41 protein-coding genes are annotated in these 24,494 nt (G+C 31.1%); all 41 read right to left on the minus strand.

The features are described from left to right. Positions 1–603: hypothetical protein (locus tag WKS98_RS08280; RefSeq protein ID WP_498918441.1), on the minus strand; the 603-nt coding region annotated here is incomplete at its 3' end. Between the two features lie 36 nt (positions 604–639). Beyond that, the gene (locus WKS98_RS08285; RefSeq protein WP_498918443.1) at positions 640–795 is read right to left on the minus strand and encodes a hypothetical protein; all 156 of its coding nucleotides are present in this window, start codon (positions 793–795) and stop codon (positions 640–642) included. 1 nt (position 796) lies between these two features. Beyond that, the gene (locus WKS98_RS08290) at positions 797–1,183 is read right to left on the minus strand and encodes a hypothetical protein (protein ID WP_498918445.1); all 387 of its coding nucleotides are present in this window, start codon (positions 1,181–1,183) and stop codon (positions 797–799) included. A gap of 18 nt (positions 1,184–1,201) precedes the next feature. Then, positions 1,202–2,926: a phage tail spike protein gene (locus WKS98_RS08295; protein WP_498918447.1), complete on the minus strand. Its 1,725-nt coding sequence runs from the start codon at positions 2,924–2,926 to the stop codon at positions 1,202–1,204. Beyond that, positions 2,926–3,588 carry a hypothetical protein gene (locus tag WKS98_RS08300; RefSeq protein WP_498918448.1) on the minus strand — a complete coding sequence of 221 codons (663 nt, stop codon included), beginning with the start codon at positions 3,586–3,588 and terminating at the stop codon, positions 2,926–2,928. The genes WKS98_RS08295 and WKS98_RS08300 overlap by 1 nt, the downstream gene beginning before the upstream one ends. Before the next feature lies 1 nt (position 3,589). Then, entirely contained in the window at positions 3,590–7,870 is a 4,281-nt protein-coding gene (locus WKS98_RS08305) for a phage tail tape measure protein (RefSeq protein WP_498918450.1), read from the minus strand. Positions 7,871–8,035: 165 nt separating this feature from the next. Continuing rightward, the gene (locus tag WKS98_RS08310) at positions 8,036–8,632 is read right to left on the minus strand and encodes a bacteriophage Gp15 family protein (protein WP_498918452.1); all 597 of its coding nucleotides are present in this window, start codon (positions 8,630–8,632) and stop codon (positions 8,036–8,038) included. Beyond that, the gene (locus WKS98_RS08315) at positions 8,616–8,996 is read right to left on the minus strand and encodes a hypothetical protein (protein WP_498918454.1); all 381 of its coding nucleotides are present in this window, start codon (positions 8,994–8,996) and stop codon (positions 8,616–8,618) included. Before WKS98_RS08315 ends, WKS98_RS08310 begins: the two co-directional genes overlap by 17 nt. A 47-nt stretch (positions 8,997–9,043) precedes the next feature. Then, positions 9,044–9,592, minus strand: a complete 549-nt coding sequence (locus WKS98_RS08320; protein WP_498918455.1) for a phage tail tube protein — start codon at positions 9,590–9,592, stop codon at positions 9,044–9,046. Next, positions 9,593–10,015 (minus strand): hypothetical protein, encoded by a 423-nt coding sequence (locus WKS98_RS08325; protein WP_498918457.1) that lies wholly within the window; start codon positions 10,013–10,015, stop codon positions 9,593–9,595. Further along, positions 10,015–10,362, minus strand: coding sequence for a minor capsid protein (locus WKS98_RS08330; RefSeq protein ID WP_498918458.1), 348 nt, complete (start codon positions 10,360–10,362; stop codon positions 10,015–10,017). The genes WKS98_RS08325 and WKS98_RS08330 overlap by 1 nt, the downstream gene beginning before the upstream one ends. Further along, on the minus strand, positions 10,362–10,709 hold the full coding sequence (locus WKS98_RS08335) for a DUF6751 family protein (protein ID WP_498918460.1): 348 nt from the start codon (positions 10,707–10,709) through the stop codon (positions 10,362–10,364). Before WKS98_RS08335 ends, WKS98_RS08330 begins: the two co-directional genes overlap by 1 nt. Position 10,710: 1 nt before the next feature. Continuing rightward, positions 10,711–11,085, minus strand: coding sequence for a hypothetical protein (locus WKS98_RS08340; protein ID WP_498918462.1), 375 nt, complete (start codon positions 11,083–11,085; stop codon positions 10,711–10,713). A 2-nt stretch (positions 11,086–11,087) separates the two neighbouring features. Beyond that, positions 11,088–12,146, minus strand: coding sequence for a phage coat protein (locus WKS98_RS08345; RefSeq protein ID WP_498918464.1), 1,059 nt, complete (start codon positions 12,144–12,146; stop codon positions 11,088–11,090). Between the two features lie 10 nt (positions 12,147–12,156). Continuing rightward, positions 12,157–12,732 (minus strand): phage scaffolding protein, encoded by a 576-nt coding sequence (locus WKS98_RS08350; RefSeq protein WP_498918466.1) that lies wholly within the window; start codon positions 12,730–12,732, stop codon positions 12,157–12,159. A gap of 175 nt (positions 12,733–12,907) precedes the next feature. Then, complete coding sequence (locus WKS98_RS08355; RefSeq protein WP_498918468.1) at positions 12,908–13,990, minus strand: phage minor capsid protein; 1,083 nt, start codon at positions 13,988–13,990, stop codon at positions 12,908–12,910. 3 nt (positions 13,991–13,993) lie between these two features. Then, positions 13,994–15,331 (minus strand): phage portal protein, encoded by a 1,338-nt coding sequence (locus tag WKS98_RS08360; protein ID WP_498918470.1) that lies wholly within the window; start codon positions 15,329–15,331, stop codon positions 13,994–13,996. 9 nt (positions 15,332–15,340) lie between these two features. Further along, positions 15,341–16,651: a phage terminase large subunit gene (locus WKS98_RS08365; protein ID WP_498918472.1), complete on the minus strand. Its 1,311-nt coding sequence runs from the start codon at positions 16,649–16,651 to the stop codon at positions 15,341–15,343. Beyond that, on the minus strand, positions 16,652–17,146 hold the full coding sequence (locus WKS98_RS08370; RefSeq protein WP_498918474.1) for a hypothetical protein: 495 nt from the start codon (positions 17,144–17,146) through the stop codon (positions 16,652–16,654). A 13-nt stretch (positions 17,147–17,159) separates the two neighbouring features. Continuing rightward, positions 17,160–17,318: a hypothetical protein gene (locus WKS98_RS08375; RefSeq protein ID WP_498918475.1), complete on the minus strand. Its 159-nt coding sequence runs from the start codon at positions 17,316–17,318 to the stop codon at positions 17,160–17,162. Next, the gene (locus tag WKS98_RS08380) at positions 17,311–17,781 is read right to left on the minus strand and encodes a DNA-methyltransferase (RefSeq protein ID WP_498918477.1); all 471 of its coding nucleotides are present in this window, start codon (positions 17,779–17,781) and stop codon (positions 17,311–17,313) included. Before WKS98_RS08380 ends, WKS98_RS08375 begins: the two co-directional genes overlap by 8 nt. Next, positions 17,706–18,485 carry a ParB N-terminal domain-containing protein gene (locus WKS98_RS08385; protein WP_498918479.1) on the minus strand — a complete coding sequence of 260 codons (780 nt, stop codon included), beginning with the start codon at positions 18,483–18,485 and terminating at the stop codon, positions 17,706–17,708. Before WKS98_RS08385 ends, WKS98_RS08380 begins: the two co-directional genes overlap by 76 nt. Before the next feature lie 110 nt (positions 18,486–18,595). Further along, positions 18,596–19,024, minus strand: coding sequence for a hypothetical protein (locus tag WKS98_RS08390; RefSeq protein ID WP_498918480.1), 429 nt, complete (start codon positions 19,022–19,024; stop codon positions 18,596–18,598). A 10-nt stretch (positions 19,025–19,034) separates the two neighbouring features. Continuing rightward, positions 19,035–19,502 carry a single-stranded DNA-binding protein gene (locus WKS98_RS08395; protein WP_498918482.1) on the minus strand — a complete coding sequence of 156 codons (468 nt, stop codon included), beginning with the start codon at positions 19,500–19,502 and terminating at the stop codon, positions 19,035–19,037. Then, positions 19,502–19,840 carry a hypothetical protein gene (locus WKS98_RS08400; RefSeq protein WP_498918485.1) on the minus strand — a complete coding sequence of 113 codons (339 nt, stop codon included), beginning with the start codon at positions 19,838–19,840 and terminating at the stop codon, positions 19,502–19,504. Before WKS98_RS08400 ends, WKS98_RS08395 begins: the two co-directional genes overlap by 1 nt. After that, entirely contained in the window at positions 19,840–20,205 is a 366-nt protein-coding gene (locus WKS98_RS08405) for a MazG-like family protein (protein WP_498918487.1), read from the minus strand. The genes WKS98_RS08400 and WKS98_RS08405 overlap by 1 nt, the downstream gene beginning before the upstream one ends. 3 nt (positions 20,206–20,208) lie before the next feature. Further along, positions 20,209–20,409 (minus strand): hypothetical protein, encoded by a 201-nt coding sequence (locus WKS98_RS08410; RefSeq protein WP_498918488.1) that lies wholly within the window; start codon positions 20,407–20,409, stop codon positions 20,209–20,211. A 2-nt stretch (positions 20,410–20,411) separates the two neighbouring features. Beyond that, positions 20,412–20,624, minus strand: coding sequence for a hypothetical protein (locus WKS98_RS08415; protein ID WP_498918489.1), 213 nt, complete (start codon positions 20,622–20,624; stop codon positions 20,412–20,414). A 2-nt stretch (positions 20,625–20,626) separates the two neighbouring features. Continuing rightward, positions 20,627–20,977 (minus strand): hypothetical protein, encoded by a 351-nt coding sequence (locus WKS98_RS08420; protein WP_498918491.1) that lies wholly within the window; start codon positions 20,975–20,977, stop codon positions 20,627–20,629. Between the two features lie 3 nt (positions 20,978–20,980). Then, positions 20,981–21,181, minus strand: coding sequence for a hypothetical protein (locus WKS98_RS08425; protein ID WP_498918493.1), 201 nt, complete (start codon positions 21,179–21,181; stop codon positions 20,981–20,983). Positions 21,182–21,184: 3 nt separating this feature from the next. Next, a complete protein-coding gene (locus tag WKS98_RS08430; RefSeq protein WP_498918495.1) occupies positions 21,185–21,412 on the minus strand; it encodes a hypothetical protein in 228 nt (75 codons plus the stop codon). Then, positions 21,409–21,651 carry a HigA family addiction module antitoxin gene (locus tag WKS98_RS08435; protein ID WP_498918497.1) on the minus strand — a complete coding sequence of 81 codons (243 nt, stop codon included), beginning with the start codon at positions 21,649–21,651 and terminating at the stop codon, positions 21,409–21,411. Before WKS98_RS08435 ends, WKS98_RS08430 begins: the two co-directional genes overlap by 4 nt. A gap of 103 nt (positions 21,652–21,754) precedes the next feature. After that, a complete protein-coding gene (locus tag WKS98_RS08440; protein ID WP_498918499.1) occupies positions 21,755–21,910 on the minus strand; it encodes a hypothetical protein in 156 nt (51 codons plus the stop codon). A gap of 176 nt (positions 21,911–22,086) precedes the next feature. Next, positions 22,087–22,470 (minus strand): DUF3310 domain-containing protein, encoded by a 384-nt coding sequence (locus tag WKS98_RS08445; protein ID WP_498918501.1) that lies wholly within the window; start codon positions 22,468–22,470, stop codon positions 22,087–22,089. 1 nt (position 22,471) lies between these two features. Next, complete coding sequence (locus WKS98_RS08450) at positions 22,472–22,762, minus strand: hypothetical protein (RefSeq protein WP_498918503.1); 291 nt, start codon at positions 22,760–22,762, stop codon at positions 22,472–22,474. After that, on the minus strand, positions 22,759–22,950 hold the full coding sequence (locus tag WKS98_RS08455) for a hypothetical protein (protein WP_498918504.1): 192 nt from the start codon (positions 22,948–22,950) through the stop codon (positions 22,759–22,761). Before WKS98_RS08455 ends, WKS98_RS08450 begins: the two co-directional genes overlap by 4 nt. After that, positions 22,943–23,479 carry a hypothetical protein gene (locus WKS98_RS08460; protein WP_498918505.1) on the minus strand — a complete coding sequence of 179 codons (537 nt, stop codon included), beginning with the start codon at positions 23,477–23,479 and terminating at the stop codon, positions 22,943–22,945. Before WKS98_RS08460 ends, WKS98_RS08455 begins: the two co-directional genes overlap by 8 nt. After that, positions 23,472–23,690, minus strand: a complete 219-nt coding sequence (locus WKS98_RS08465; protein WP_498918507.1) for a hypothetical protein — start codon at positions 23,688–23,690, stop codon at positions 23,472–23,474. Before WKS98_RS08465 ends, WKS98_RS08460 begins: the two co-directional genes overlap by 8 nt. Further along, on the minus strand, positions 23,650–23,862 hold the full coding sequence (locus WKS98_RS08470; RefSeq protein ID WP_498918508.1) for a hypothetical protein: 213 nt from the start codon (positions 23,860–23,862) through the stop codon (positions 23,650–23,652). Before WKS98_RS08470 ends, WKS98_RS08465 begins: the two co-directional genes overlap by 41 nt. A 151-nt stretch (positions 23,863–24,013) precedes the next feature. After that, positions 24,014–24,292: a hypothetical protein gene (locus WKS98_RS08475; RefSeq protein ID WP_498918510.1), complete on the minus strand. Its 279-nt coding sequence runs from the start codon at positions 24,290–24,292 to the stop codon at positions 24,014–24,016. Between the two features lie 8 nt (positions 24,293–24,300). After that, positions 24,301–24,453 carry a hypothetical protein gene (locus WKS98_RS08480; RefSeq protein ID WP_498918512.1) on the minus strand — a complete coding sequence of 51 codons (153 nt, stop codon included), beginning with the start codon at positions 24,451–24,453 and terminating at the stop codon, positions 24,301–24,303. Positions 24,454–24,494 lie beyond the last annotated feature (41 nt).

The raw sequence follows: 24,494 nt of genomic DNA on the forward strand, positions 1-24,494 counted from the left end.
CGATACCCTGTCAGCTTCAGCAGCCATGACACCTTCCATATCAGTCCTGATTTTCTTGACTGCTGTTGTGTCTGTAGATACTTGCCTTTGCTTTCTGTCTATATCACTTTTAATCACTTCTTGCTTTTTTAGACTTTCTTGGTAGGCTTTTTCTTGGGTATCGACACGTTCAAGTGCCTTTTCAAGTTTGGTAAAATCGACTACTAAGTCCTTGCCAGTTGCTCCACCGTTGCATAAAGATTTTGTTACATCTGATATATAAGTATTGGATTGAATTAGTTTGTCTGCACCTTGGTATAAAGCTAATTGAAATTCAACTTTACCCATTTTCCCAAGCATATCAGTTGAAAAAAAGACCTGATATTTATCATCAATAACCTTTGCGACTGTATAATAAGTCTTGGTAGGGTCATTTAGATTTGTACCAAATAATTTTAAGGTTATATTTGAATTTGGTGCAATCACTTCTCCACTATTGGATACTAATTCAACGTTAAAACCTCTAGTCTTTGTATCTCCTTGAACTAGTTGAATATCGTCTAGTTCTCCAGTATCAAAATTCAAGGTTATATCTTTTAGACCTAATTCGTTCAAATCTTTCATATTTACCTCCATAAAAAAGAGGGTAAGCAATTAAGCTTATCCCTCAATTTCTTTTTCAATTTCTTCAACTGGAACATTTAACATTTCTGCGATTTTTGCTTTAACTAAGTCGTGTAAATTGAAATTATTTCCAATTTGACTTAATTTTATCTTGCCTGTTAAAACTTGTTCTGCTAAAAATATAACTAACATTTTATTCACCTGCCTTTCCTCCTTCTGTAACTGTATCAATATTAGTATCAGTATCTTCTGAATTTTGTTTTTCAATATTTTCATTTATTACACCTGTACCACCCGACATCATCAAGGTTAATTCTAAAAGCATAGATTCTATATTATTCATTTTTTTATCAAAACTTTCTTGTAAAGCAACTATTCCTAAGTTTTCATTATCTTTAGTTTTGAATAAATCTCCTAGCTTTATAAGGATTAATTCTTGTAATGTGCCTTTTTGATAACATACATCAAATTCGTGTTTATCAACTATCAAGTTTCCAGAAAAGTAAATACCGTCCTGTACTTCTTGACACTCAAAGCCAATTCCAACTTTATTGTCTGGTGCGTTGAAATTAATTCCCATTGTTTTTATATTTAGCATTTATCCTTTAATCTCCTTTCCTCCGACAAATAACCTACCAATATATACTCCGTCACTTCTTATCGCAATAGAAGGTGATGAACCTGCGTGAGGACGATATAAATATGTTCCGTTACCGTCCTGTGCTATCATTGAACCGTCTGCTCCATGTAAACCACCAGAATTTAATTCATAAGTGTACCAACCTTTAGCTGCAATTGTTCCATAAACATCAAATTGCGTTCTACCGTCTCTGTCAATCATTTTTATGTTAGGACCATTAAACGAAAATCCTTGACTGTCCATATAGGCGTTACCACGATTGATATTAGCAGATGATATTGTGCCACCAACAACCATATTTCCACTAACGTTAAAGCTTCCACGAACTTCTGTATTTCCGTCTAAATATATATTTCTTGATGCTATTTTTAAATATTCAGGACAAGCATTAATTTGAGTTATTAATTTATCTTTATCAGCTTTTGAGTTTAAATCCGATGTGTCAGCTTTACTACTTATAGTTATGTTTAAACCGTCGACTGATTTTTCAATTTCCATTAATTTTTTATTATTCTTGCTTGTCTGCCCAGTATTTTCATCAATCTTTATTTCGTTTTCTTCAAATCGTTCAGTAACTTTTTTGTCCGTTTGTTCTATAGTTGTTTTGAACTCATTTATTGAATTTTCAACACCTTTTTCTAAAGTTTGAACTTGCGATTTTACACTTTCTTTTGTTACTTCAAATAATGCTTCAGTATTTGTCCAATAATCATCTAAATTTTCTTGTAAATTCTTTTCATCAGTTTTTAAGTCTTTAATTTTATTTCCAAGTACAATTTCATTTAATTCTTGCTTATGTGGATATCTAGTTAATTCTACAATCCTGAATTTTTCTTTAAATCCATTTTTATCAAGTAAATAAACAAAATCTCCTATCTCATAACTAAAGCTTTCATAGCCTGATATTTGCGATAAATCAATTACATTAATTTCATAGCTTTTATAAGGTTGTGACAAAATATCTAACTTCTTTTTTGCATCGTTTTTAAGATTATAAACATTTGTATAACGATTATCTTCCCAATAGTAGGTTATTATTTTATTGCTGTAGCTATAATTTTCTAAGTAGTTTTTACCATTATTTACTGCAGCGATTGTTAATCCGTCATTCCCAATTGGTATAATCCGAGTGGCAAAATCAAAGCTATCAATATTCGCATACTTCTTTTTTAAGTTTAATTCTTCAGTAAAATATTGTCCTTTATCCTTTGATAATTCAGGTGCAAGGGTTATTGTTTTATTAATTGTATTTATGCGATATTCAAGGTCAAAAGTCTTAATTATCTTTTCAAAGATTTTAAATGTTGATAAGTGATTGCCTGTAACTGTTCTTTGCATTCTTACATCACAATTTATAGTCCAGCCACTACCAAATAAATCTTCAAGCATATATTTAGGTGTCTTTGTTACATAGGATTTGTTAATGTGAAATTCATCAAATTTTTCATCATGCTGTATTGCTCCAACTTTATAACAATCTGATTGTTCGTTGATTTCTTTGATTAGATATTTTTCGTTATTTGTATCAACAATACCTTCAACTTCAAAGACATCAATGCTAATTTTAGGTATTTCCATAGTCATATAATCAAGCTCTTTTATCGACTGTTTGATTTGAAAATTTCTATATGAATTAAAAAGTGATGTTAAATTTTCATTTCTATCTTTAATCTTAAATGCCATTACATCACCTTAACCCTATATTCAATTTCAGTTTTAAAAGTACCACTTCCAGCAACCTCTATTGTTGTATCATTTTTTAGTTTTGGAAATTCGTAAAAATCAATATTATTAATATCTCCGTTGATTAATCCATTTGTTCCGTTGATTGATATTTCACCATTCAATCTTTTAATTTTAATTGGAACTTTAGTTAATCCCGATATTGTAATATTGCTTCCAGTACCTGTTAATTTAAGAATTACTGGACATTCTGAGACCTCATTTAAGACAATTCTTTTCTTCTTATCTATTTCAAATTTATAGCTTCCCACCTTATAAGCTTCACATTTTCCAATTACTGAAATAACTTCATAGCCTAAGTAAGTATCTATAATTTCATCAAATAAAAATTGTCCTTCATAAACTCTTCCGTCGCCAACATTTAAGCGACATAATTCTAAATCAGTTAATAGCCTTGATTTGTTAGTTTCGATTGTTTTTCTATTTCCTTGAAATTCAATATTCAATCTTACTTTTTTGAAACCTTGTTTCTTTTCTCCATATATTGCAATTCCATTATCAGTTTTAAAAATATCTCTTTCTATTTCTGCACTTGTAATTTGTATAGGGTGAAGGAGATAAGCCCTATACTTTTTTAAATTCAATCCATTTATTGTTTTCATGCTATCTCCTTTTATCCCTTGAAATTTCTTTACTTACAAAAGGACTTACGGATTCACCGACTGCCCTTCCGTCTAACTCTACAACTGTTCTTATTTCACCATTTCCAATAGTTACATTCATCGAACCGTCAGCGTTTAATTTAGCCGAACTTGTATAGTTAAATCCTAGTACATTTCCTATGAGATTAGTTTCTAAATCAACTTCTCCTTTTGCTTTATCAATTAAATTTTCCATTAGATTTTTAGATGATTTTTCAACTAATTTAGAACCTTTATCAATACCTACGCTTGTACCAGCTGGTAGTTGGTAACCGATTTCTTTTTCCCATATTTTAGATGGTGAGTGAATTGCAGCAGCTCTTTTTGCAGCACTTACAGCATTTCGCATAATATTTACTGCCGAACTTATAACTGCAGACCTACCTGATGAAATACCCGATGCCAAGCCATAACTTAAATTCCTACCAGCAGAAACGAATTGTCCTCTAAAAGAATTTACTGTACTAACTGATGAACGACACATATTGCTAATTGCAGATTGTGCCTTGTTTGCTCCTGATGTAACAGAAGTTACAAAAGAATTCATCATTTGAGTAGTAGTTCTTGTCATGGTATTTGACATATTAGTGATGTTTTTATTTACGTCATTTACAAGTTTTGTAAAGTTTCTATTAGCTTCTGTAATTCCTCTGCTTATTTCTCTACCAAAATTATTCATCATTTGAGTAGATGCTTGACTAACTTTATTTCCCATTTGAGTTATTTGATTAGCCACGTTATTACTCATTTGAGATACTGTAGAATTTACTTTATTAGCTCCTGATGATACCGAGTTGTTAAATCCGTTCATCATGCTATCAGCAGATGATTTTACTTTGTTTGATGTATTAGTTACAGATGTTTCAATTCCAGAACCTAATTTATTTATGCTTGATGTAACTTGTCCAGATCCTGAATTTATTCCTGAACTTATTTCTTCAGGTATTTTTTTACCTTGTGAGTTAAATTCAGTCGTTTTACTATCTAAGGCTGTTTTACCACTATCAGCAACTTCAGTAACTGCATTGGCGACATTTGCTCCACCTTCTGTTATTCCTTGGGAGTAGCCTTCAATATTATCACGACCTGATTGCATCATTTCATCTTTTTGTTGAGATAAAAATTCAGTTGTAGGTGCGTGAATTGATTGCTCTAACATTCCTTGCAAGCCACCACTTGCTTCTTGTTGACCCATTAAAAATGCTTCTACATTTGTAAATCCCTTTTCTCTTAAAAGGTCAGCCATATCAGATGCTTCAAGTCCTGCATCAGCCATTTGTTGATAAGCTTCTTCAATCGTTCCTGATTCTGATGTAATACCACTTGCGTGACCGTCAACGTTTACTAAGCCTATATCATAAAGTTTTTGCATCGCTTCAACTTCTGATAATCCAGCTTCTCTAAGATTGCTATAGATTTCTTTTACTTTTTCCAAACCTATTTGTGAACCTTGTCCGAAGGCTTCAACGTTCAACATACCTTTTTCATTAAATAAATCTAAGGCTTGTAATTCAGTCGCTCCTGCATCTCTAAGCATTTGAAACTTGCCTATAATTTCAGGAGTTCCTGCATCTACCCCTTGACCGTAAGCCGATGTGTTTGATGCTCCAAGGCTAAACAATTCTTCTACTGCTTCAAGTGATGTTAAACCTTGTTCTTTTAAAGATTGGTATAAATCAATTAAAGTTTCACCGTTTTCATTTACACCATTTTTATAGCCTTCGATATTTAAGCCACCAAGTTCAATTAATTCTTCAACTGCTTCAAGTTCATCAAGACCTCTCATTTTTAATTCTAAAAAGGCTTGTCCTACACCGTCAGCAGATTGCATTATTGCTTGGATATATGCATCAGTATCAGCTTGTCCTGCTTCGTTAATTATTGTTCTTGCTTCACTATCAGAAAATCCTGCTTCAATTAGTTGTCTATATGCATCTACTAAATCAGTAGTGCCTGCGTGAACTCCGTCAATTATTCCGTCAACTAAATTACTTCCGTATTGGGATGTTTCAGTTTCAGATACAGCTTCATCAATACCAGATGAAATGGTGTCTTTTGCATCGTCTTTAAAAGACGGTTTTTCGCCTTTAATTCCTTCAGCTATACCTTTTACTAAACCTTTACCTGCTTCAAGTAGTTTTCCCGGGAAAGACCAAATTCCAGTAACTAAAGCTTTTACAATTTTCCCTGCAACTTTTGGTATTAGTTTAATTCCGTTGGCAATTCCTTTAACTACCATTCCAATTAAACGTCCACCAGCTTGAAATAATTTTCCGACATCTATATTTAAAGCGTTTACTAAGGTGGCTATAATAACAACTGCTGCAGCTGCTATTCCGATTGGATTTGATAAAACACCTGCTAAAATCCCAATTAATTTAGTTCCAACAGCGACTAATTTTCCACCACCTGCTAAAAGCTTGCCAGCAAATTCAGCTATCAGCATTCCACCACTTGTACCAAGTAGTTTCCCACCAGTTCCTTTTATTGCCGATACCATAGGAACAAGTAACTTTCCACCAACTCCTGATAAGATTTTTCCATTACTCATTAAACTTTTTCCAAAGGTTGAAATTAATTTATTTCCTGCCTTTGATAAAAGTCCAGAATTAGATAATAGAGAAGTTGATATATTACTTACTAAACTTTTTCCTACAGTTGCACCTTTCCAAGCTAACCATAATTTAGTAAATGCCGATAATATTTCAGGAACAGCTTTTGCAAGTTCTCCCCTAGCGTTCCATAAACCTTCAGCAATTGATTTTATTAATCTAACTCCTACATCTAAAAGTTGAGATGCATTTTCATTAAAAGACCTTGCGAGGTTTCCTATGATTTCAACAACTCTTGGTATTAAAGACGGTGCAGCTTGTATTAAGCCTTCGCCAATTTTTAAAATTAATTTAGCTCCTGCATCTACAAGTTTTACTCCAGCGTTTAAAATCCCAATACTTAATGTAGATATTATATTGACTGCCGAGCTTGCAATTTGGTCGCTTGATTGCATTATTCCGTCAATCAAACTTGAAATTATTTGAACTCCAATATCTATGAATTTAGGTAGTTGTGAAGCTAAATTAGTTACAGCATCAGCCATCATTTCGCCTATTAATTTAGGTACACTTGCTAAATCTTTATTTAAAGCAGTATTTAATTTAGATAGATATCCTGTAACGTTTTGAACAACCGTTCTCATAGGAGTATCAATATTCTCATATAAAGATATTCCAACACCTTCAAGAGCCGACATCATTATTACTAAGTCGCCCTTTAAGTTGTCATTCATAACATTTGCCATATTTTCAGCAGCACCTGCCGAATTATCTATAGCTTTTGCAAGTTTGTTAAAGTCTTCATCAGATGAATCTATAATTGCAAGCATACCTGACATTGCTTGCTTTCCGAATATTGTTTGTGCAAAGGCAGCTTTTTCTGCATCAGTAAGTCCATTAAAACTACTTCTTAATTCAGTTAGCACTTGTCCGAGAGGTTTAGCTGTACCGTCGACATTAAACATTTCGATGCCTAGTTCAAACATCGCATCTTTAACTTTACCTGTTGGGTCAGCCATTCTTGTCAATGCACTTCTTAAAGTAGTACCAGCTTGAGATGCTTTAATACCTGCATTTGCCATTACACCAAGTGCCAAGGCTGTATCTTCAACAGAATAACCTAAAGTACCTGCAATTGGAGCAACGTATTTAAAAGACTCACCAAGCATTGATACATTTGTATTTGAGTTAGAAGATGCAGCAGCTAAAACGTCAGCAAATCTTCCAGCTTCGTTAGCTTTCATTCCAAAAGCTGTCATTGCATCCGTAACAATATCAGAAACAGTCGCTAAACTTTCACCACTTGCAGCAGCCAAGTTCATTACACCGTCAAGACCACCAAGCATTTCTTCAGTTTTCCAACCTGCCATTGCCATGTATTTCAAAGCTTCTGCAGATTCAGTCGCAGAGAATTTTGTTTTAGAACCCATTTCTTTTGCTTTATCAGTAAGCCTGTTTAAATCGTCGCCTGTAGCACCTGATATTGCCTGAACTTCAGACATTCCAGCTTGAAAATCCATTCCAGCCTTTAATGAGTATGCTCCAAATCCAGCGACTGCTGTGCTTGCAAGTCCAATTCCTTTAGCTAAACCTGCACCGACTTTTCCCATTTTAGAACTTAAACTTGATAATCCTTTAGAAAATCCCGATTCGTCTATTTTGGTATCAAAAATTAAAGAGCCATCAGCCATATTAACCTCCTTTCATAGTTAGTTATATGGCTCAACGGCTCTCAATCTTAATCTCTATTACATTTTTACATTTTTTACATTTTATATACACTTTCTCACTTTTTGCGTTTTCTTCATATTTTAATATTTTTTGTCCACATATAGGACACCTATACCATTTTTCCATTACATCATAAATCCCTTAAACAACGATTCAGCAAAGTCCGTTTCTTTTTCTTCCTCTGTACGATTATCAGGTAAAGCAAATATTTTCTTTTTTTCTCTGTAAAATCTTTGTTCTTCTTTACTCATTTTTGATGTTATTTTCATTCCCCTATATCCCATAATCTTAACCATAATAGAGTCTTCTGGTAGTCCTTGAAATAAAGCTTTAAATTTCCACCAGTGCATTTTTACAGTAGTTAAATCAATGTTATATGCTCTATAAAAAGATGAAAATATATAATCATTATCGTATTCATAAGAATAGATTTGTTTTACTTTTTCGTCGTTATTCTTACCTTTATTTTCTATATCTTTCTTTGCATAAAAGTTTATTATCTCTTTTATTAGTATTTCAGGATTGTATTTTCCTAATCTCTCATAAGGAGGTTTAATTGTTAATCTAATCATTTCATCAATCTTTTCAATTTCGTTTAATTTGTTAGATTGCAGTAACAACTCAAATAAAATCCAATTCCTAAAATCCGTAAATATTTCTATTTCCCCGTTGTAAATAGTTGTTGGTAACGGGTCTATTAAAATATTAGTTTTCAAGTCCATTTAAACGATTTGAATATAGGTTTGTAACTTTATTAATTTCATTTGTTTTACTAGTCATTTCATCTGAAATAAATAAAATTACTTCAAATAATTCAGGTATAGTTAATTCTTCTTTATCGTAAACATCTTTACATATTTGAGAGTATGATCCTTCGCCTAAGATAAATTCAACTACCCCTGATAATTCATCTTTTAATTCTTTTGAATTGGATTCAGTAAATTTCTTTTTACCTGAATATTTTTCTCCAACTTCAATTAATTTTTTTGCATATTCTGGAGTAAGTACATCTACCTTGTAAACTATATCTCCGAATTGTAATTCTAATAATCCAGTATTTTTGCTTTTTTGAAATTTAACTGCCATAACTTACCCTCCTAAAAAAATAAAGGGAGATATTAAATCTCCCTGTTTTAACCTTCTGTATTTGCTTCTGTTTCTATATCAAAAGATACTGCTAAGAAGTCAGCAGCTCCTTCAACTTGTTTTGCTATACCTACTATTGCAGGACCATTCGCTTTAAATGTTCCTGAATATTGATAAGCATCTGTTCCGTCGCCTTCTGTATCAGGCACTATTGTGTGATTTCTTTTAATTGCATAGTAACCACCTTTTAAAGGCTTTGAAAAGTCTACTACTACAATATCTTCTGTTGCTTCGTCTCCCAGTTGTTCTAAGTCGAATACTTGTTGAATTCTATCATGTACTGGATTGTCTTTGTATTTATCTAGTGTAAATGATGTTGAAGATGATACCCCTGTTGTTGTAGTTCTTTCTGATTTTTCATCTACATACTTTCTTGAGTATTCTTCAGCTTCTTTTGTTGTTGGTAGTTCTGTAAATCCTTTCATTCTGTAGAAGACATTTTCTTCCCCTACAGACATAAAAGAAACTTTATCAGCTCTTAATTGCAATCCTTTAAATTCTTCTAAATTTTGAATATTTACTTTTTGGTCTGCCATTTAATCCTCCGTATAAATTAATCTCATCTGCATTTGATATTGTGATTTTTGATTATCAGCACTTATTAAAAATCCGTCGCTTATAATCTCTATTTTTATCGAATGCCTGTTATCACTTAATATAGGTAAATCCCTATTTTTGTTTTTATCTTCAATCCACGATATAAGTCTTTCAAAAAAACCTATATTTTCAAGTTGTAATATATAATCTGAATCCAAGTAGTTTCTGCTTACTAATGTAAATACTTTTTGCTTTAATGCTCCACCGTCTACATATCTTTTCACTATTGGATTTGCTGGGTCTGTATATATAGCATATTCAGGAACTTCCAAGCCTAAATAATTTACCGATAATCTTGCATCAGGATTAAGCACTTCGCACTTATCGAAAAAATCTCTAATGCTTTCTATTACTGTTTTCATTATCCTGCCCTTCCTCCTGATAAGCTTGCCATACCTTGTAATATTTCTCCTTTTTCTGCGTTTTTCATTCTTTCAAACCACTTATTACCTCTCATAGGTGCTTCATTAAAGTTTGCTGGAGTATAATACCACCTTCTTGCATATGGTGTTCTTTGATGTATAGTACCAGAACCTAAAGTTGTTAAGCCTATAGGTGAACTTTTAAGTGTACCAATTTTAAAAGGAGTGTATTTATCCATTCTTGAAATTACTTCGTTATCAACATACCTTTGAAGTTTATTCCCTTGTCCTAAGCCACGTTGTCTTGCAGGATTACCGTTGATTTTAAATTCTCTAAATTCAATCATTATTTAGCTCCTATCTTTTGGTGATATAGCCTTCCAGTTCCGAATTTATTAAAATCTATTGTCTGAACAATAAAACATTCTTCAAATTCTTCCCTTATTTCGCTAATACTTTTATAGCTTTTATTAGCTGTTCCAGATATTACTACATCACCTTTTGTAATTTTAAAGGTTACATCGTTTACATAAATTTCAATATCGTTTAATTCAGATAAAGGTCTATTTGATTGAGTTAGGTTGTAACTTCTTCTATCCTGCCAATGTACTTTACAAGTTTTAATTGGAATAAATACATCTTCTCTTCCTTTTCTTGTCTTTTGAAAAAATGTTGCAATTTTATTTGTTCGCATTTTAAAATCCTTTATACATTAATCCAGTATGTGCAAAGTATAATTTTATAATCCTATATATTTTACTTTCTTTAGCATTATATATTTGATTAAGTTCAGTAATTTGTGGAACATAGTATTCAATCTTTAAATCTCCTACAGCTTCAGATTTTATATTTTCATCTTTGTTGTCATCGTGCATTATCATATCGCTTTTAATAGCTTCAAAGCATACAATAAAACATTCTTCTATTCTGTCTTTATCTCTTTCATAATCTAGTCTTCCAAATGTGTAATAATTAATTCGACCTTCAATGTACTTTGTTAAACGATTAAAAAACTCACTGGTGACATATTCATCACCTGTGAGTTCTTTATATCTTTCATAATCCATCATGATTATTGTTGTGGATCTTCTGTTTCAGCTTCAGCTTCAGCTTCAACTTGTACTGATTGGTCTGTAATTATTCTTGCAATTGGAATTGTTTTAAGTGAAATTGTCTTGCCTTTAGGGTCTTTTACAACTTCCCAGTTTGAACCGTCTTTTAGTTCATCGTCTGTTGGAGATAAAGTCGCCATATTTTTTGCTGTGAATGAAATTCCATAAGGTGCGAAGCAATATCTATCTCTAGTATATAAAGTGTCTTCTCCACCATTTACTTTAGGGTCTCTGTCAGTTTCATAAGGCACTTTTGCTCCTACTGGTGTATATTCAATCGCTCCTGTACCAAGTACATAAGTAGTATATTTGTCACCTTGAACTGGAACGGTATCATCAATAATAACTACCCTGCCGTTTAAAGTACCAAGTGTTAAATCTCTTTCAACACCGTTTGCATCAGTAAATCTTAAATATTTAATTAAGTTTAGATTTTCAAGGTCTGTTGCAACTCTTGAGTGCATTATTGCTAATGCAAAGTTATTTTTAAGACTTCCAACTGATTTTTGTAGTGCAGTGTTTAAAGTAGTTACATCAAAATTCTTATCTTCATAAGTATGTGATGTAACGAATTCTTTATCTTTTGCTGCAGTCATTTTAAAGATACCTTCTAAGATTAAAAGTAAAGTATCTTGTTGTACATCATCCCAGTAGTCGATAATTTGAGATGCGACGTTTTCCATTTCGTCGTGTCCACCTGTAATATCATAGGCAAAGTCTTTTTCAGTCCAAGCGTTAGCTCTACCGATTACTACTCTTGTTTGCTTATAGGTTGATGTTGTTTGTGCTTGAATGTCAGTTTGACCATCATAGTTTAAAGGTTTTCCACCAATTAATCCTTTAAATGGAATTGTAACTAAGTTACCACCAGTTTGGTCTTTCATCATTTTTGCAATATTTGTGTTAGTTGTAATTGCTGGTGATTTTAGTAAAGGATTATCTCTATCTCTTTTTACTTGTTCAACATATTTGCCGAATACTTCAGCATTAAAATATTTGTTATCAAAAATTCCTGGCATATTCTACTCCTTATAATTGTCCTTTTTTGTAAGCATTTAGCATTTCATCATAGGTCATCTTTTCAGTTGATGAAGGTAGAGGATTACTACCACCTATTGAGTTGCCTGTAGGTTTAGGTTCAGTTTCAAACAAATAACTATCGCTTTCTTTTAGATTTTCAATTTGTGCTTTTATATCATCATTTAGATTTTTACTTTCTTTTAAACTATCCATATCAATTAAAGCTTTTACTGCTTTAACGTTTTTTGCTCCAGCTTTTAAGAAACTTGTATCTAGTTGATGTTCAAGCTGTAATTTTTCTAATTCTTCTTTTCTTTTACTTTCAGATTGTTCGAATTTATTTTTATAATCTTCAGCAGATTGTTTAATGCTTTCTATATCCATATCTTTAAAGTCTTCGATTTGTTGATTTGCATTATTAACTTGTTCCTGCAATGTTTCTTTTTCACTTTCTAATGTGGATTTTTCTTGCTTTAAACTTTCTACTTCCGTCTTATAATTTTCTATATCCAGTCCGTTTAATCTGTGTACTGCTGTAATTTGTTCGTCCGATAAACCTAATGCTTTTAATTCTTCTGTTTTCATTTCTTTACTCCTTTTTAACTAAGCTTTTTAGGACGTCGCTTTGTCCTGTTATTTTCGTTTTAAGTACGATAACTAAAAAGAACAGTTTTAAGACATGTTCAGGTCTGTTCCTAAGGTTGCGAAATTCCTTGTAGGTATTTAAACGTGCGATAAAAATCACACGATTAACTCACGATTAAATTTCTTCAATCTCTTCAATTTTTTGTGTAATTTTATTTAATTCTTTTTGTTTGTTTCTGTATTTAATTTTTGATATTTGATAATTCTTTTTATCTCCTATCGTTTTAAACATTTCAGCACGATTATTATAAACTGTGCTTCTTCTCTCTAAATCTTTTTTAATTTCATTTGCTTTTGTGTAGGTTATTTCTTCGTCTTCGTATTCAATGATTTCTTCATCTAAACTTTTCAAATACTCATCATCAAACTCATTAGTTGTAATTCCTTTGAAATATGGATACCAGTTATGCCTACAGTTTGCTCCCATAAATCCGTCGACTTCTCCATATCCGATATCATCAAGAGTTACACAATCAGGGTCATTCCCTTCAAGGTCTACAATTTCACCTTGCCAAACTGTGTGAGTTGGTCTTGCTCCTGCGTGTGCAGTTAATTTCATATATCTTTGTCCTAAATCATTAGCATTTAATAAGCTTATTTTCCCTGTTAGTTGATTTGCTGTTGTTCTTACCGTCATTTTTACAGCACTTCTAACTGTGTAATTTTTACCTAAATCTTTATAATCAATGTATCTTATACCACTGTTAGATAATTTGTTGATTAGTTGTTTATTAATTGTTTCTCTATCAACTAATCCAGATTTTAATAAAATCATATGCTTATTTAGTTCGTGCTTATAAAATTCATTTAATGTAAAAGTATCATTACCAACTACAACTCCTATAGTTTTTTTAAGGTTTTCCAAGTCTCCTTTTGTTTGCTGGATTGTAGCTTCTAAAAGGTTATTTACTTTTGCATTTTTCTTAAATTCTTGTAATTCTTTTTCAATTGCTCCATACCGTCTTATTTCGTCGTTATAGTGCATTTGTGCAGTATCGCCTATAATTCTACCTGTTTCTTCTATTATCTCGTCATATAGTCGATTAGTCTGTGAAATAAGTGTTTTATACTGTGATATATTTATATAATTCTCTTTTTCTATGCAACTGGCTATATTAATTAAAATATCCAATTCTAATTTATCAAGAACAGCTTGCAGTGGATTAGCTATGTTAAGTAAATATTTAGGAGGTAACATTTACTACTCATTTTCTATATTGTCGTAAGGTGAAGTTGTTCTATCGCTTTTGGGTGTAATATTGTCATCTACTAATCCGTATCTTTGTTCTAAATAATATTCTTTCGATATTATTCCAGCCGATACTTCTGCAAGCATGATTTCTTGCTCTGTTTTGCTATCAACTATCAAGCTATCATCAAAGTCAAAACTAACTTCATAATCTCCTATCTTGATGTTGAAGATATTTTCATACCAGAATTTAATTATTTCAATTAATTCTTTTAATGTTGTTTCAAGTTCGTTTTGTATATCAGTAACAGTTGCATAGCTTCTTTGTCTACTCATCAATATTTCAGTCGCTGTTTTTGCAGTTTCAGGTGACTCAGATAACGTTCCAAATGCTAAACCACAAACAGTTTCTATATTCCTAAGTATTTTATTTAAATCATTATATAAACTTATATCTCTAATTTGTGGAGAAAAGACTTCATAAAAATCGTCGCCTTTTGATTCTAGTCCTAAATCCCTATATAGACGTTGTTTACCTTTTGGCATTTCTCCTTTTGCATTTATATAGGTCACATCAGCGTGAATTGCTAATTCTGAACCTTGCATTTCCCACCTAATTCTTTGATACTGTTCGTCTGCATCTTGTATAAGTGATAAGGCTCTTGCAAAACACGATATTCCTTCATTGCTTCTTAAATCTAAGTTATTAGCTTGAGGATTTTTAAAGTATGCAAATAAAGGCTGTGACCTTTCGAATGTTTCTGTAGGTTCAATCTGTGACCATTCTTCAACACTATTTAAATTAATCAAATCGCCAAGTGTGTTTGGATTTTCAGAACGGTAAGCACTATTATTAATTGTGTACTCATCGCCATTAATAATGTGTTCTTCTAATCTTGTGTAAAATATTTCTTTATCCTTATTTGTTTTTACAACTCTATCTAAGAAAGCTATATGATTGATATTTCCAAATTGTTGATAACCAAGGATTACATACATATCAGGCGTTGATATATCAATTTCCATTTTTCCATTTTGAATGTAAGGCTTTAATATAACACCACCAAGTGCTAAACCATATTCTACAATTTTTCGTATATCTTTTATAATTCTTTGATATACATTTTCTAATTCTTCATTATCAACGTTAGTTTTTAATTCAATTGTTGTTAATCTTGCAAGTTCTGAAGGTATCGTGTAACACAATCCTAAACTCTGCTTATCTTCTATAGGCAATTCATCTAACCAGTAAGGCTCACCATGATAAGCTTGTAACCATATCTTATAGTTATTATCTATAGTTGATTGCTTACTTGCTCCTAACCTTTCTTTAATTTCTTGTTCTAACATCTTTACTCCTTAAATCATAGTTAATTTTCTTATATGCTTTTCAAAACTATATTCAAAACTATCAAGGCTATCTATATCAGTAGTTCCATCATCAAGTCTTTCAGTTGAGTTTATTTTTTTAGAATCCCATACAGCTTCTTGTAGTGCATCAACAGTTGTTCTTGCTTCATCAGTAAAGTAAATTCTTTGACTTGCTAGTAAGCTATTTACTATTCTTATTCTGTCTATAATAGGTCTTTTTAAACTGTTTTTAACTTTGATATTTATATCATTTGATATCAATGTTTGAGTAAGTCCTTTTAATAAAACCTGTTCTGCAGAGTCTGCATATATAGTTGTAATAAATCCGTATTGTCTTAATACTTTTATAACGAATTTATAAAACTGTTCGTTTAATGTTTTTGGTGTATCGGGTTTGTGTGTTTCAGATGCAAGGATTATTAATTGCTTATATCCGTCAAACACTCCTGTAGCTGTAAAAGAATGTTTAGACTCATTACCTCCAAAGTCAACTCCAATATTAATTTCATTTAACATTGGAATTTTATTTAATCTATATTTATCTTTGTTATTTGCAATTAAAGGATAAATTAAACCGTCTGCAGTAACTCTTAATCCGTCAATATCTCTTTTGTACCAAACGGTATTTTTATCATACTGTGCTTTAATTGTGTTTAATCTATCTTCTGAAATTGTTGGATTATCATTAATTGTAAAGTGACCATAATTTACACTTAATACTCCCTGCTTCCCTAACTCTATGTACTTGTCTATATGTTTTTCATAGATAAAATGTTTAGGATTATCAGGGTTTAAATCCCAATATATCTTTCTGTCTTTTGCAGCAGCTGTTCTGTTAAATGCTTCCTTGATTGTATTTTCATGATGTAGATTAATTTCAGTCGCTAACCACATACCGTATGAGTTACCACGAATTGACTTAAAACTATCAGACTTTGCTCCACCAGCAAATATAACAATTTTTTCTTTATAGCCTGTATCAACACCTTTTATAATTAAGGCTTCATTTTGTCTATACTTTCCTAATCTTGATTGACCTCTAAATATATGTTCTAGCCCATAGCCGTTACTGTCGCCTACAACTAACTTTGCTTGTGCAACTGTAGGTGCAGTTACTAAGAATAACTTGTCTCTTGATTTTTTTATTTGATAAGCAAAATCATAAATATGGTCTACAGTTTTGCCCGACCTTATACTTCCTTCTGCAATATTGTATTCGTGTAGATTGCAATTTCTTATATAGTTTCTATGTTTTTCATTAAATAGATATTTAATTGTCCTTTTTTTTGATATCTCCATTTAATCATCACCATAAATGAAACTGTCTATCTCTGATAAGTCTTCTATTTCTTCGCTTATGCCTTTTATCTTTTCAATTTCAGCATATATCTTTTCAGTTCTTGCATTATCGTTTTTGATTTTAGCTTCGTTTAAATCTCCAAGACCATTTAATTCTTTTAATTCTTTTATTGCATTAATAAAGGCAGAGCTGTTCGCCTGCCTAAATCCTTTTTTTTGAATATCTTTTTGTGCTTCTTGAATTATCCAAATTAAACCTTTTTCTGCATCTTCTCTTTTCCATAATCTTTTTTCTGTGTGTTTTATATCTTCTTGTTTTTTTAATTCACTATACCTTGTAAAAACCTTGTCGTCTTTAAACAACTTGCTTGCTCTGCTATCTATAGTCGAATCTTTCCATTTTTTGCTTTTAGGGTATGCAATTCTGTATGCTTGCCTTTGAGATTTTCCATTTAATAATTCTTGCACATATATCTCTTGTCTGTCTGTAAGCATACCTCCTTTCCCCCTAACTATCTTTATATCTTGTTATTAGCTTTATTAATCCTTTCTCTGCACCTTTTAAATCTCCATTAATAGCTTGACCTCTTAATGTTTTTATATGATTTTTAGGTATAATATTTTTGTAGTTTTTTAACTCTTTTATAAATAAATTAATATTATCCAATTTTCTTTGCTGTTCCTCCAGTTAAATTCTCCCACCTATTTATAATGACATCACAATATTTAGGGTCTAGTTCCATTAAATAACTTTCCCTATCATTTTGTTCACAAGCTATTAATGTTGTTCCACTTCCTCCAAATAGGTCGAGTACCTTATCTCCTGGATTTGTGTTGTTTTGTATCTGGTAGTCAAGTAATTTAACAGGTTTCATTGTAGGATGCTCTGCATTTCTGTTTGGTCTATCAAAATCTAATATCGTAGTTTGTCTTCTATCGCTCGCCCACAAATGTGCTGCTCCATCTTTCCAACCGTATAAACACGGTTCATGCTTCCAATGATAATCTTGTCTTCCCATAACCATTGAGTTTTTATTCCATATTAAACACTGTCTTATTTGCCATCCCACATCGTTACAAGCCCCTCTAAAAGCGTATCCTTCCGAGTCTGCGTGCCAGATGTAGAACACCCCCCCCCCGATTTCAATACCGTGTCTGCAGCATAAAAGGCATTTTTAAGAAACTCCCTAAAATCATCATCTTCCATTTTGTCGTTTTGTATTTTTAAAGCATCTTCGGTTTTGCCTTCATAATCAACATTATATGGTGGGTCAGTTATTAATATGTCCATAAGATCTCCATTTGTTAGTCTTAATACATCTTCCTCTTTTGTGCTGTCCCCACACATTAAAAAATGTCTTCCTAATTTATATATATCGCCGAATTTAGTTCTCGGCTCTTCCGGAGGATTAATATCGAAATCTTCGTCTTCTTGTACTTCATAGGATTTAACTTCAATATCTTCAAATCCAAATTTTTCCATGTCGAAATTTATTTCTTCTAATTCAAACAATTCAGATTCTAATAATTCAAAATTCCACTCTGCTAATTCAGATACTTTATTATCTACAATCCTGAAAGCTTTTACCTGTTCGTCGGATAAATCGTCTGCTTTTATTGTAGGTATCTTTGATAATCCTAATTCTTTAGCTGCCTTTAATCTTGTGTGACCTGCAATAATAACATTATCTTTATCTATAATAATTGGTACTTTAAATCCAAATTCTTTAATTGAATTTTTTACCATTTCAACTGCTTCATCATTAAATCGTGGATTATTTTCATAAGGTTTTAATTCCTCAATATCCAAATATTTAATATTTACTTCTTCCATGCTTCCCTCCCGAAATAAAAAAGGGACACGTAAACGTATCCCAATTCGATGAAATTCTTTAAAATCTCATACCACTACACAATACTATTATACCACATTTCAAGGTATTATCAACTCTGATATACGTTTTTGTAGTTTTTTTCTATAAGATTTAAGGCATTTTTATGGATTGCAAACGAATGTTGACTTGAATATCCCGTTTCGTCGCATATTTGATACCACTCCAAGCCTTCCATATACCTTAACTCAATAATCAATTTTTCTTTTATATTTAAACTCTTGAGTAAGTCTTTTATTAAATTCATAGATTGTACAGTATCAGCTTTTTGTGCTTTGATTTTATCTTCAAGTTCCATTTTTGCCACTACATAATCTTCTATCTTTGAACCTGTTTTTCTGCTTGTTTGTACTCTATCATCACTACTATATACTGGTGGTAAAGTTGTACCTATTTCTTCAATATCTTTTAACTGCCTTGTGTATGAATTAATTAATTTCCTTTTAAAGTATAAATCTTTTAATTCCTGCCTTATATCCATATAATCACTCCTAGAACGGAACATCATCATTTTCTAAAGGAAAGGCATCTCCACCTAATCCAAAGTCTTCTTCTGGAAAATCTTGACTAGTATTTTGATTTCTTTGATTGTAATTTGAATTGTTTTGCTTTTTATTATTTCCTGCATTTGCTATAAAATGTATTCTATCAGCAATTACATCAGTTCTAAATATTCTATTACCGTCTTGATTATCATATGAACTTGTTTGTATTCTTCCAGTTACTCCTAATTGCTGTCCTTTTGCAATATAATTTGTAATTAGTTCTGCAGTTTTTCCAAATGCTATGATTGGAATGAAGTCTGCTGTAGGTTGCCCTTTGCTTTCTGCATCTGCTTTTTTGTCTTTTGATAACCCTCTATCTACAGCTAAGGTAAACCTGCATACTGCCATTCCACTTTGTGTATGTCTTGTTTCAGGATCTTTTGTTAATCTTCCAATTAAATTTACTGAATTCATTATTCTTCCTCCTCATCAAACATATCAATTTGATTGCTTTTTACTTTTTCCAAAACAACCACATTATCATCAAGTTTGAACTCCATATCCTTGTATGCATCTCCACCGTCTAAGCTTGATTTCTTTTGTAAGTTAGTAACTATCTTGTAGTTAAAAGCTGGCATTTTATAAGCTGTTTCTTCTTTTTGCTCATACATAGTTCCTATTTTCAACTTAAGGGTTATATCGCCTTGCTCAAATTCTCCAGCAGCTATTTTTTTAGCAACATGGATAATTGATGCGTCTAGACTTGTTTGCATTTCTTCAAATTTTTCATCTCGTAAACTAAATATCCTCATTATTTCCTCCTTAAATCACTTTCTTTTATAAATTGTCCGTTAACAGTCTTTCCTTTTCTATCTTTGATTTTGTTATAAGCACTCTCTAAACAACTCATAGGGTCAATATCTAATTGTTTGCATAGGATAATTAAAGTAACAAATATATCGCCCATTTCCAGTTTAAGTTTTCGTTCAAGGTCAAGACATATTTGATGTTCTTTAAATTCTCGATTATAAAATAACTTGAAAAAATCAAATTCCGTCTTGAACTCAAACACCTCTTCTATAAACTTCATAAATTGCTTATCTGCATTTTTTTCATATAGTAAATCTTTCTCGTCTGCCCACGCTAAAACTTTTTCTTGTAATTCTTTTAGTTCCATTTTTTAGTCCTCCTCAATTTCATAATCAAAGTCTACAACTTCGCCCCATTCGCTTCTTCCGTCATCTATCAAAAGCATCCAATTTATCTCTTTGTTTAAATCTGGTATAAACCTATCCTTTTTTAAATTATCTTTCATATTGTCAAACTCTTCTTTTGTAACTTCCATTTCACATTGATATCTAAAATCCAATATTAACTTCATTTTTAGTCCTCCTGTTTATGCTCTTTAATTGTTTTTTCAACTTCTAGCAACTTTTCTGAAATTACAATCCTACATCTGTTTATTTTGTCCTTATTGCAATTGTAATAAATGATATAGTCTTTTTCGGTTTTACCAATCTTTTCAACTTCTTTTTCAATATCATTAAGAAAGTCTTTGCATATAAGAATATTGTTTAGTAGTTTTTCTTTAATCATTTTTAAAGTCCTCCGTTATAAGTGTCTATAATGTTTAATACTCCTTCTTTTATTCTTTCGGAAATAAATTCTATAAACTCTTCCCTATCAACTAGGTCATATTTAATGTCTTTTTTTTCGTCAACAATCATAGTTTGTGTTGCAAACCCGATATTGTCTCTAACTGTAATATCCCAACAACTTATAATCCAGTCTCTTAAATCTTCACTCGGACTAGATATACATACTCTAGGAGTTAGTTTTTCATCATCTATTACTTTTACACAAAAATTTCTATATTTTTTTGGCATAGTTGACTCTCCAAGTTCAAATTTTATTCTTTTTCTACTAATCAAATCTTCAAAGTCAATCATTAGTTATTTCTCCTCGTTGTATGTTTTTATTAATTTCTGCATTAATTCTTCACAATATCTTTTTGTTCGTACTTCGTTGTCTTCTAATTTTACTTGTTGACAACTAACACTAAACACTAAATACACAATATCTTTTCCAGTTAATGTTAAATCATATTCTGCTTCCATCTTCTCATCATCAAGCGATAATCTTTTTTCAACCATGTTTTAATCCTCCTCGTCATCGTCAAAGTATAAATAACTTTCGTTTTCAATATCGTGCATCTGTTTTAATCCACTTAGGTAAAAATTTAACTCGTGATTTGTAATGTTTTCAAAATTTAATCCAATTACTTCCTCAATAATTTTTACTTCTTTTGAATTTTTGTCAATGTAATAATCACCGTCTAAACAATTTTCTACTGCTTCAATAAATTGTTTATAAGTTATTTTCATCTCTTTATCCTTTCCTCATAAGTCTTTTGTAGGTTCAACCATGTTTTATAATCTACCTTTGTTACACGTTCTAGTTTTAAAGCTAAGTCTTTATTTACTGGTATTTCTTCATTAACTAACTTGTCTATAACTTCTACATCTACTCCCGCTCTTTTAGCAAAATCAGCGTTAGTTATTCCAACTTCTTTGATAACATCTTTTATATAACTTCCTACATGAAATGGGATTTTATTAGTCACCTTTACTACCCCTAAAAAATCAAATTCCCCAATTTATTAACAACCCAATAAGCTAACATCATCACAACTACATAAGCTATATATTTTATAAATTCTTTCATCACTAGTCCTTTTCTATTTCAAAGCTACATGATTTCATAAAATCTTCTGCTTCTACCACTAAGTCGTCTATGCTATATCCATATTCATAATCACTTAGTAAGTTTCTAGCTACTTCTATTGCATCTTCTAATCTCACTACTTTTAATTTTTCTGCCATTTTAATCCTCCAATATCCTCCTATTTTACATATATATCGCTACTACCCTTTTTAATAATACGAACATTATTAATATTAATATTAATAAAAGGCACCCTGGATATTTATCTATAACCCAGCTAAACAACATCAATATAAGTATATAAACTATACACTCTATAATAGTTTCCACGCTTTTACCCCTCTAAAATCCAATCCAAATAAACCCTACACTTTTTATAATCTTCCAATCCGTTCTTTTTTTCTGCACGTATTAAGTATTTAAGACAATTACCTATGCAAAAACTCTTAAATCCGTCTTTACCAAGAACAGCCTTAACTACATCTATACTCTCTATATTTAGTCCGTCTAGCTTATAGTGTTTAGGTTGTTTTATTTCATCTTTACAAGTGCAATCTTCACATTCATTACAACAATTACACTCTGTATCTTCTTTATTTTCTATAACTTTATCTCTGAAAAGTAAACCAACTAAATTAAAATCCTGTGTACTTGCATAGTCTATCGCACCTATACATTGACGACCTATTAAATTTTCTAAATTTATTTCGTTTTCCATATTAAAACCCCCTTTTAAATAGTTTGTCCATAAAATATAATTGGTCCTTAATAGCTTCTTGCAAAACCCTTATATATTCTTCATCTTCTTTACTTAAATTTTCTTTAGGTATATATTTTTCTAACTCTTTAGCATACTTAATAATATCTAAAACACTATCATTCAAATTATCTTTTTTATATACTTTTTCTCTCAAATCATCTTTAAGGTCTATTATTAGTCCAATGAACGCCACTATATAAATACTTATAAGAAATACTGTAATTGTTACACAAAAAATAGTTTCAATCATATATCAACTACCTCTTGTAATTGCTCTAATATCCATTCAACCCCGTCATTGAAACCAATTGCTTCAGTACATAATCTTAAATAGTTAGGGTCTTCCGTTTCTTTAAATCGTGCAAAATTCATTACTATATCTTTACTTTTTTCATCTACCTTTTTTAAAACAATATCTGTAAATTCTTCCTTATTCATCTAACACCTCTATATTGTTGTATTTAATTTTCATAAAATATTCATTTAAATCAAAGTTATCAATAATTATTTTTGTTCTTGCTTCTTTCATTGCTAAGTCTACGTCTAAAGCTTTAATAACTATTTCTTTGTTTACTTCTCTAGTTATTTCTTTTGTTTTAATATCTTCAAAAGTCGCTGTTACATCAAGTTTAAAAGTCTTATCATAGTATTTCAATTCACTTGCATATTGAATTATTTTGTCTAAGAATATTTCTTTTGAGAGTTCTATATATTCTTCGTCATCATAGTATTTCTTTAAATCCTCTATCAGTTCAAACATGCAATCTAAGGTGTAATATCCTGTAAATAAATAGTTCAGTAGTCTTTGTAAAGCATATATATCTTCCATTGTAAATATTAATTTGTCATAATCTCCACATGTTTCATAATATAAGTCGTCATCTGGTATTTCTTTATCTGATACATAAAGTCCACCCAAGTGACTTTCATAGATATATGCTTTTTTATCGTCTGTGTTTTTAGTCATCTTCTACCTCTATCTTGTCAAACATGTTTAAATCTACATCATGTTTTTTAGCTACTTCTTGTATTTCCTTGTCTGTAAATTCACATACATAATCTTTACATTGCAAGTTATTTTCTAATCGTATAAAATCGCCATCTTCTTCGTCTGTAACCAAGTTTAAATAGCAATTCTCAATATCTAATGGAACTGGTGCAGAATCTGTAATCCACATATTTTTTTTCTTTTAACCTATATTGATATTTCTTTTCTTCCGTTCTAAGTTCTAAGGGTGTTCTTACAAATTTTACAAATAGGTTTAATAAATCATCTTTTAACCCATGTGGTAGATTAAAAAAGTAGAACATATCTGTGTTTATAGTGTGCATTTGTTTAATTCCTAACATGGCTACCGTATTACATGTTTCATTTTTGCATTTGTCTATAAAAATATAACTTAGTTCTTCTTTAATTCTTAAATTAACGTTATATAATCTTCCTAAGTTTTGTACTTCTTATTTTAATTCATCAATTCTCATGTTTTATCCCTTTCTTTTTTTATGCATAACCACAAGTTGTTCCAATTAGCCTAATATAATCATTTGCCCCTGCTTCATTTCCATACCTATAAACAAATCCTTTTAAAGGCTGCTCGGCTATAATGGTAATTACACCTTTTTTGTAACCCATTTCTTTTGCTGTATCTAAGATAAATTGAAATGTTTTTTCTTCTTCATCTTCGAATATAAATATCGTTTTAGCTTTGTCATCAAAGGCTATAGTTAATATATCCACGTATCCCAATGATTTTTCTAGTGGTATTTTTTCTCTAAACATTTTTCCTCCTATTTTTTAGCATCTAAAACTATTTCCAACAATTCTTCGTAAATTTCAATCGTGTATAAAATTATCGCTTTTTGAAATTCACTTTTAGGATTAACCAACTTCTTCACTAATTTGTCAATTCTCTTTTTTAATTCTTTTTCGATATCTTCCATATATCGAATTATCACCTCCAACCTCGCCTGCACTGTGTATA

This window comes from Lagierella sp. ICN-221743, assembly GCF_037890055.1.
In the GTDB taxonomy this organism is placed as follows: Bacteria; Bacillota; Clostridia; order Tissierellales; family Peptoniphilaceae; genus Mediannikoviicoccus.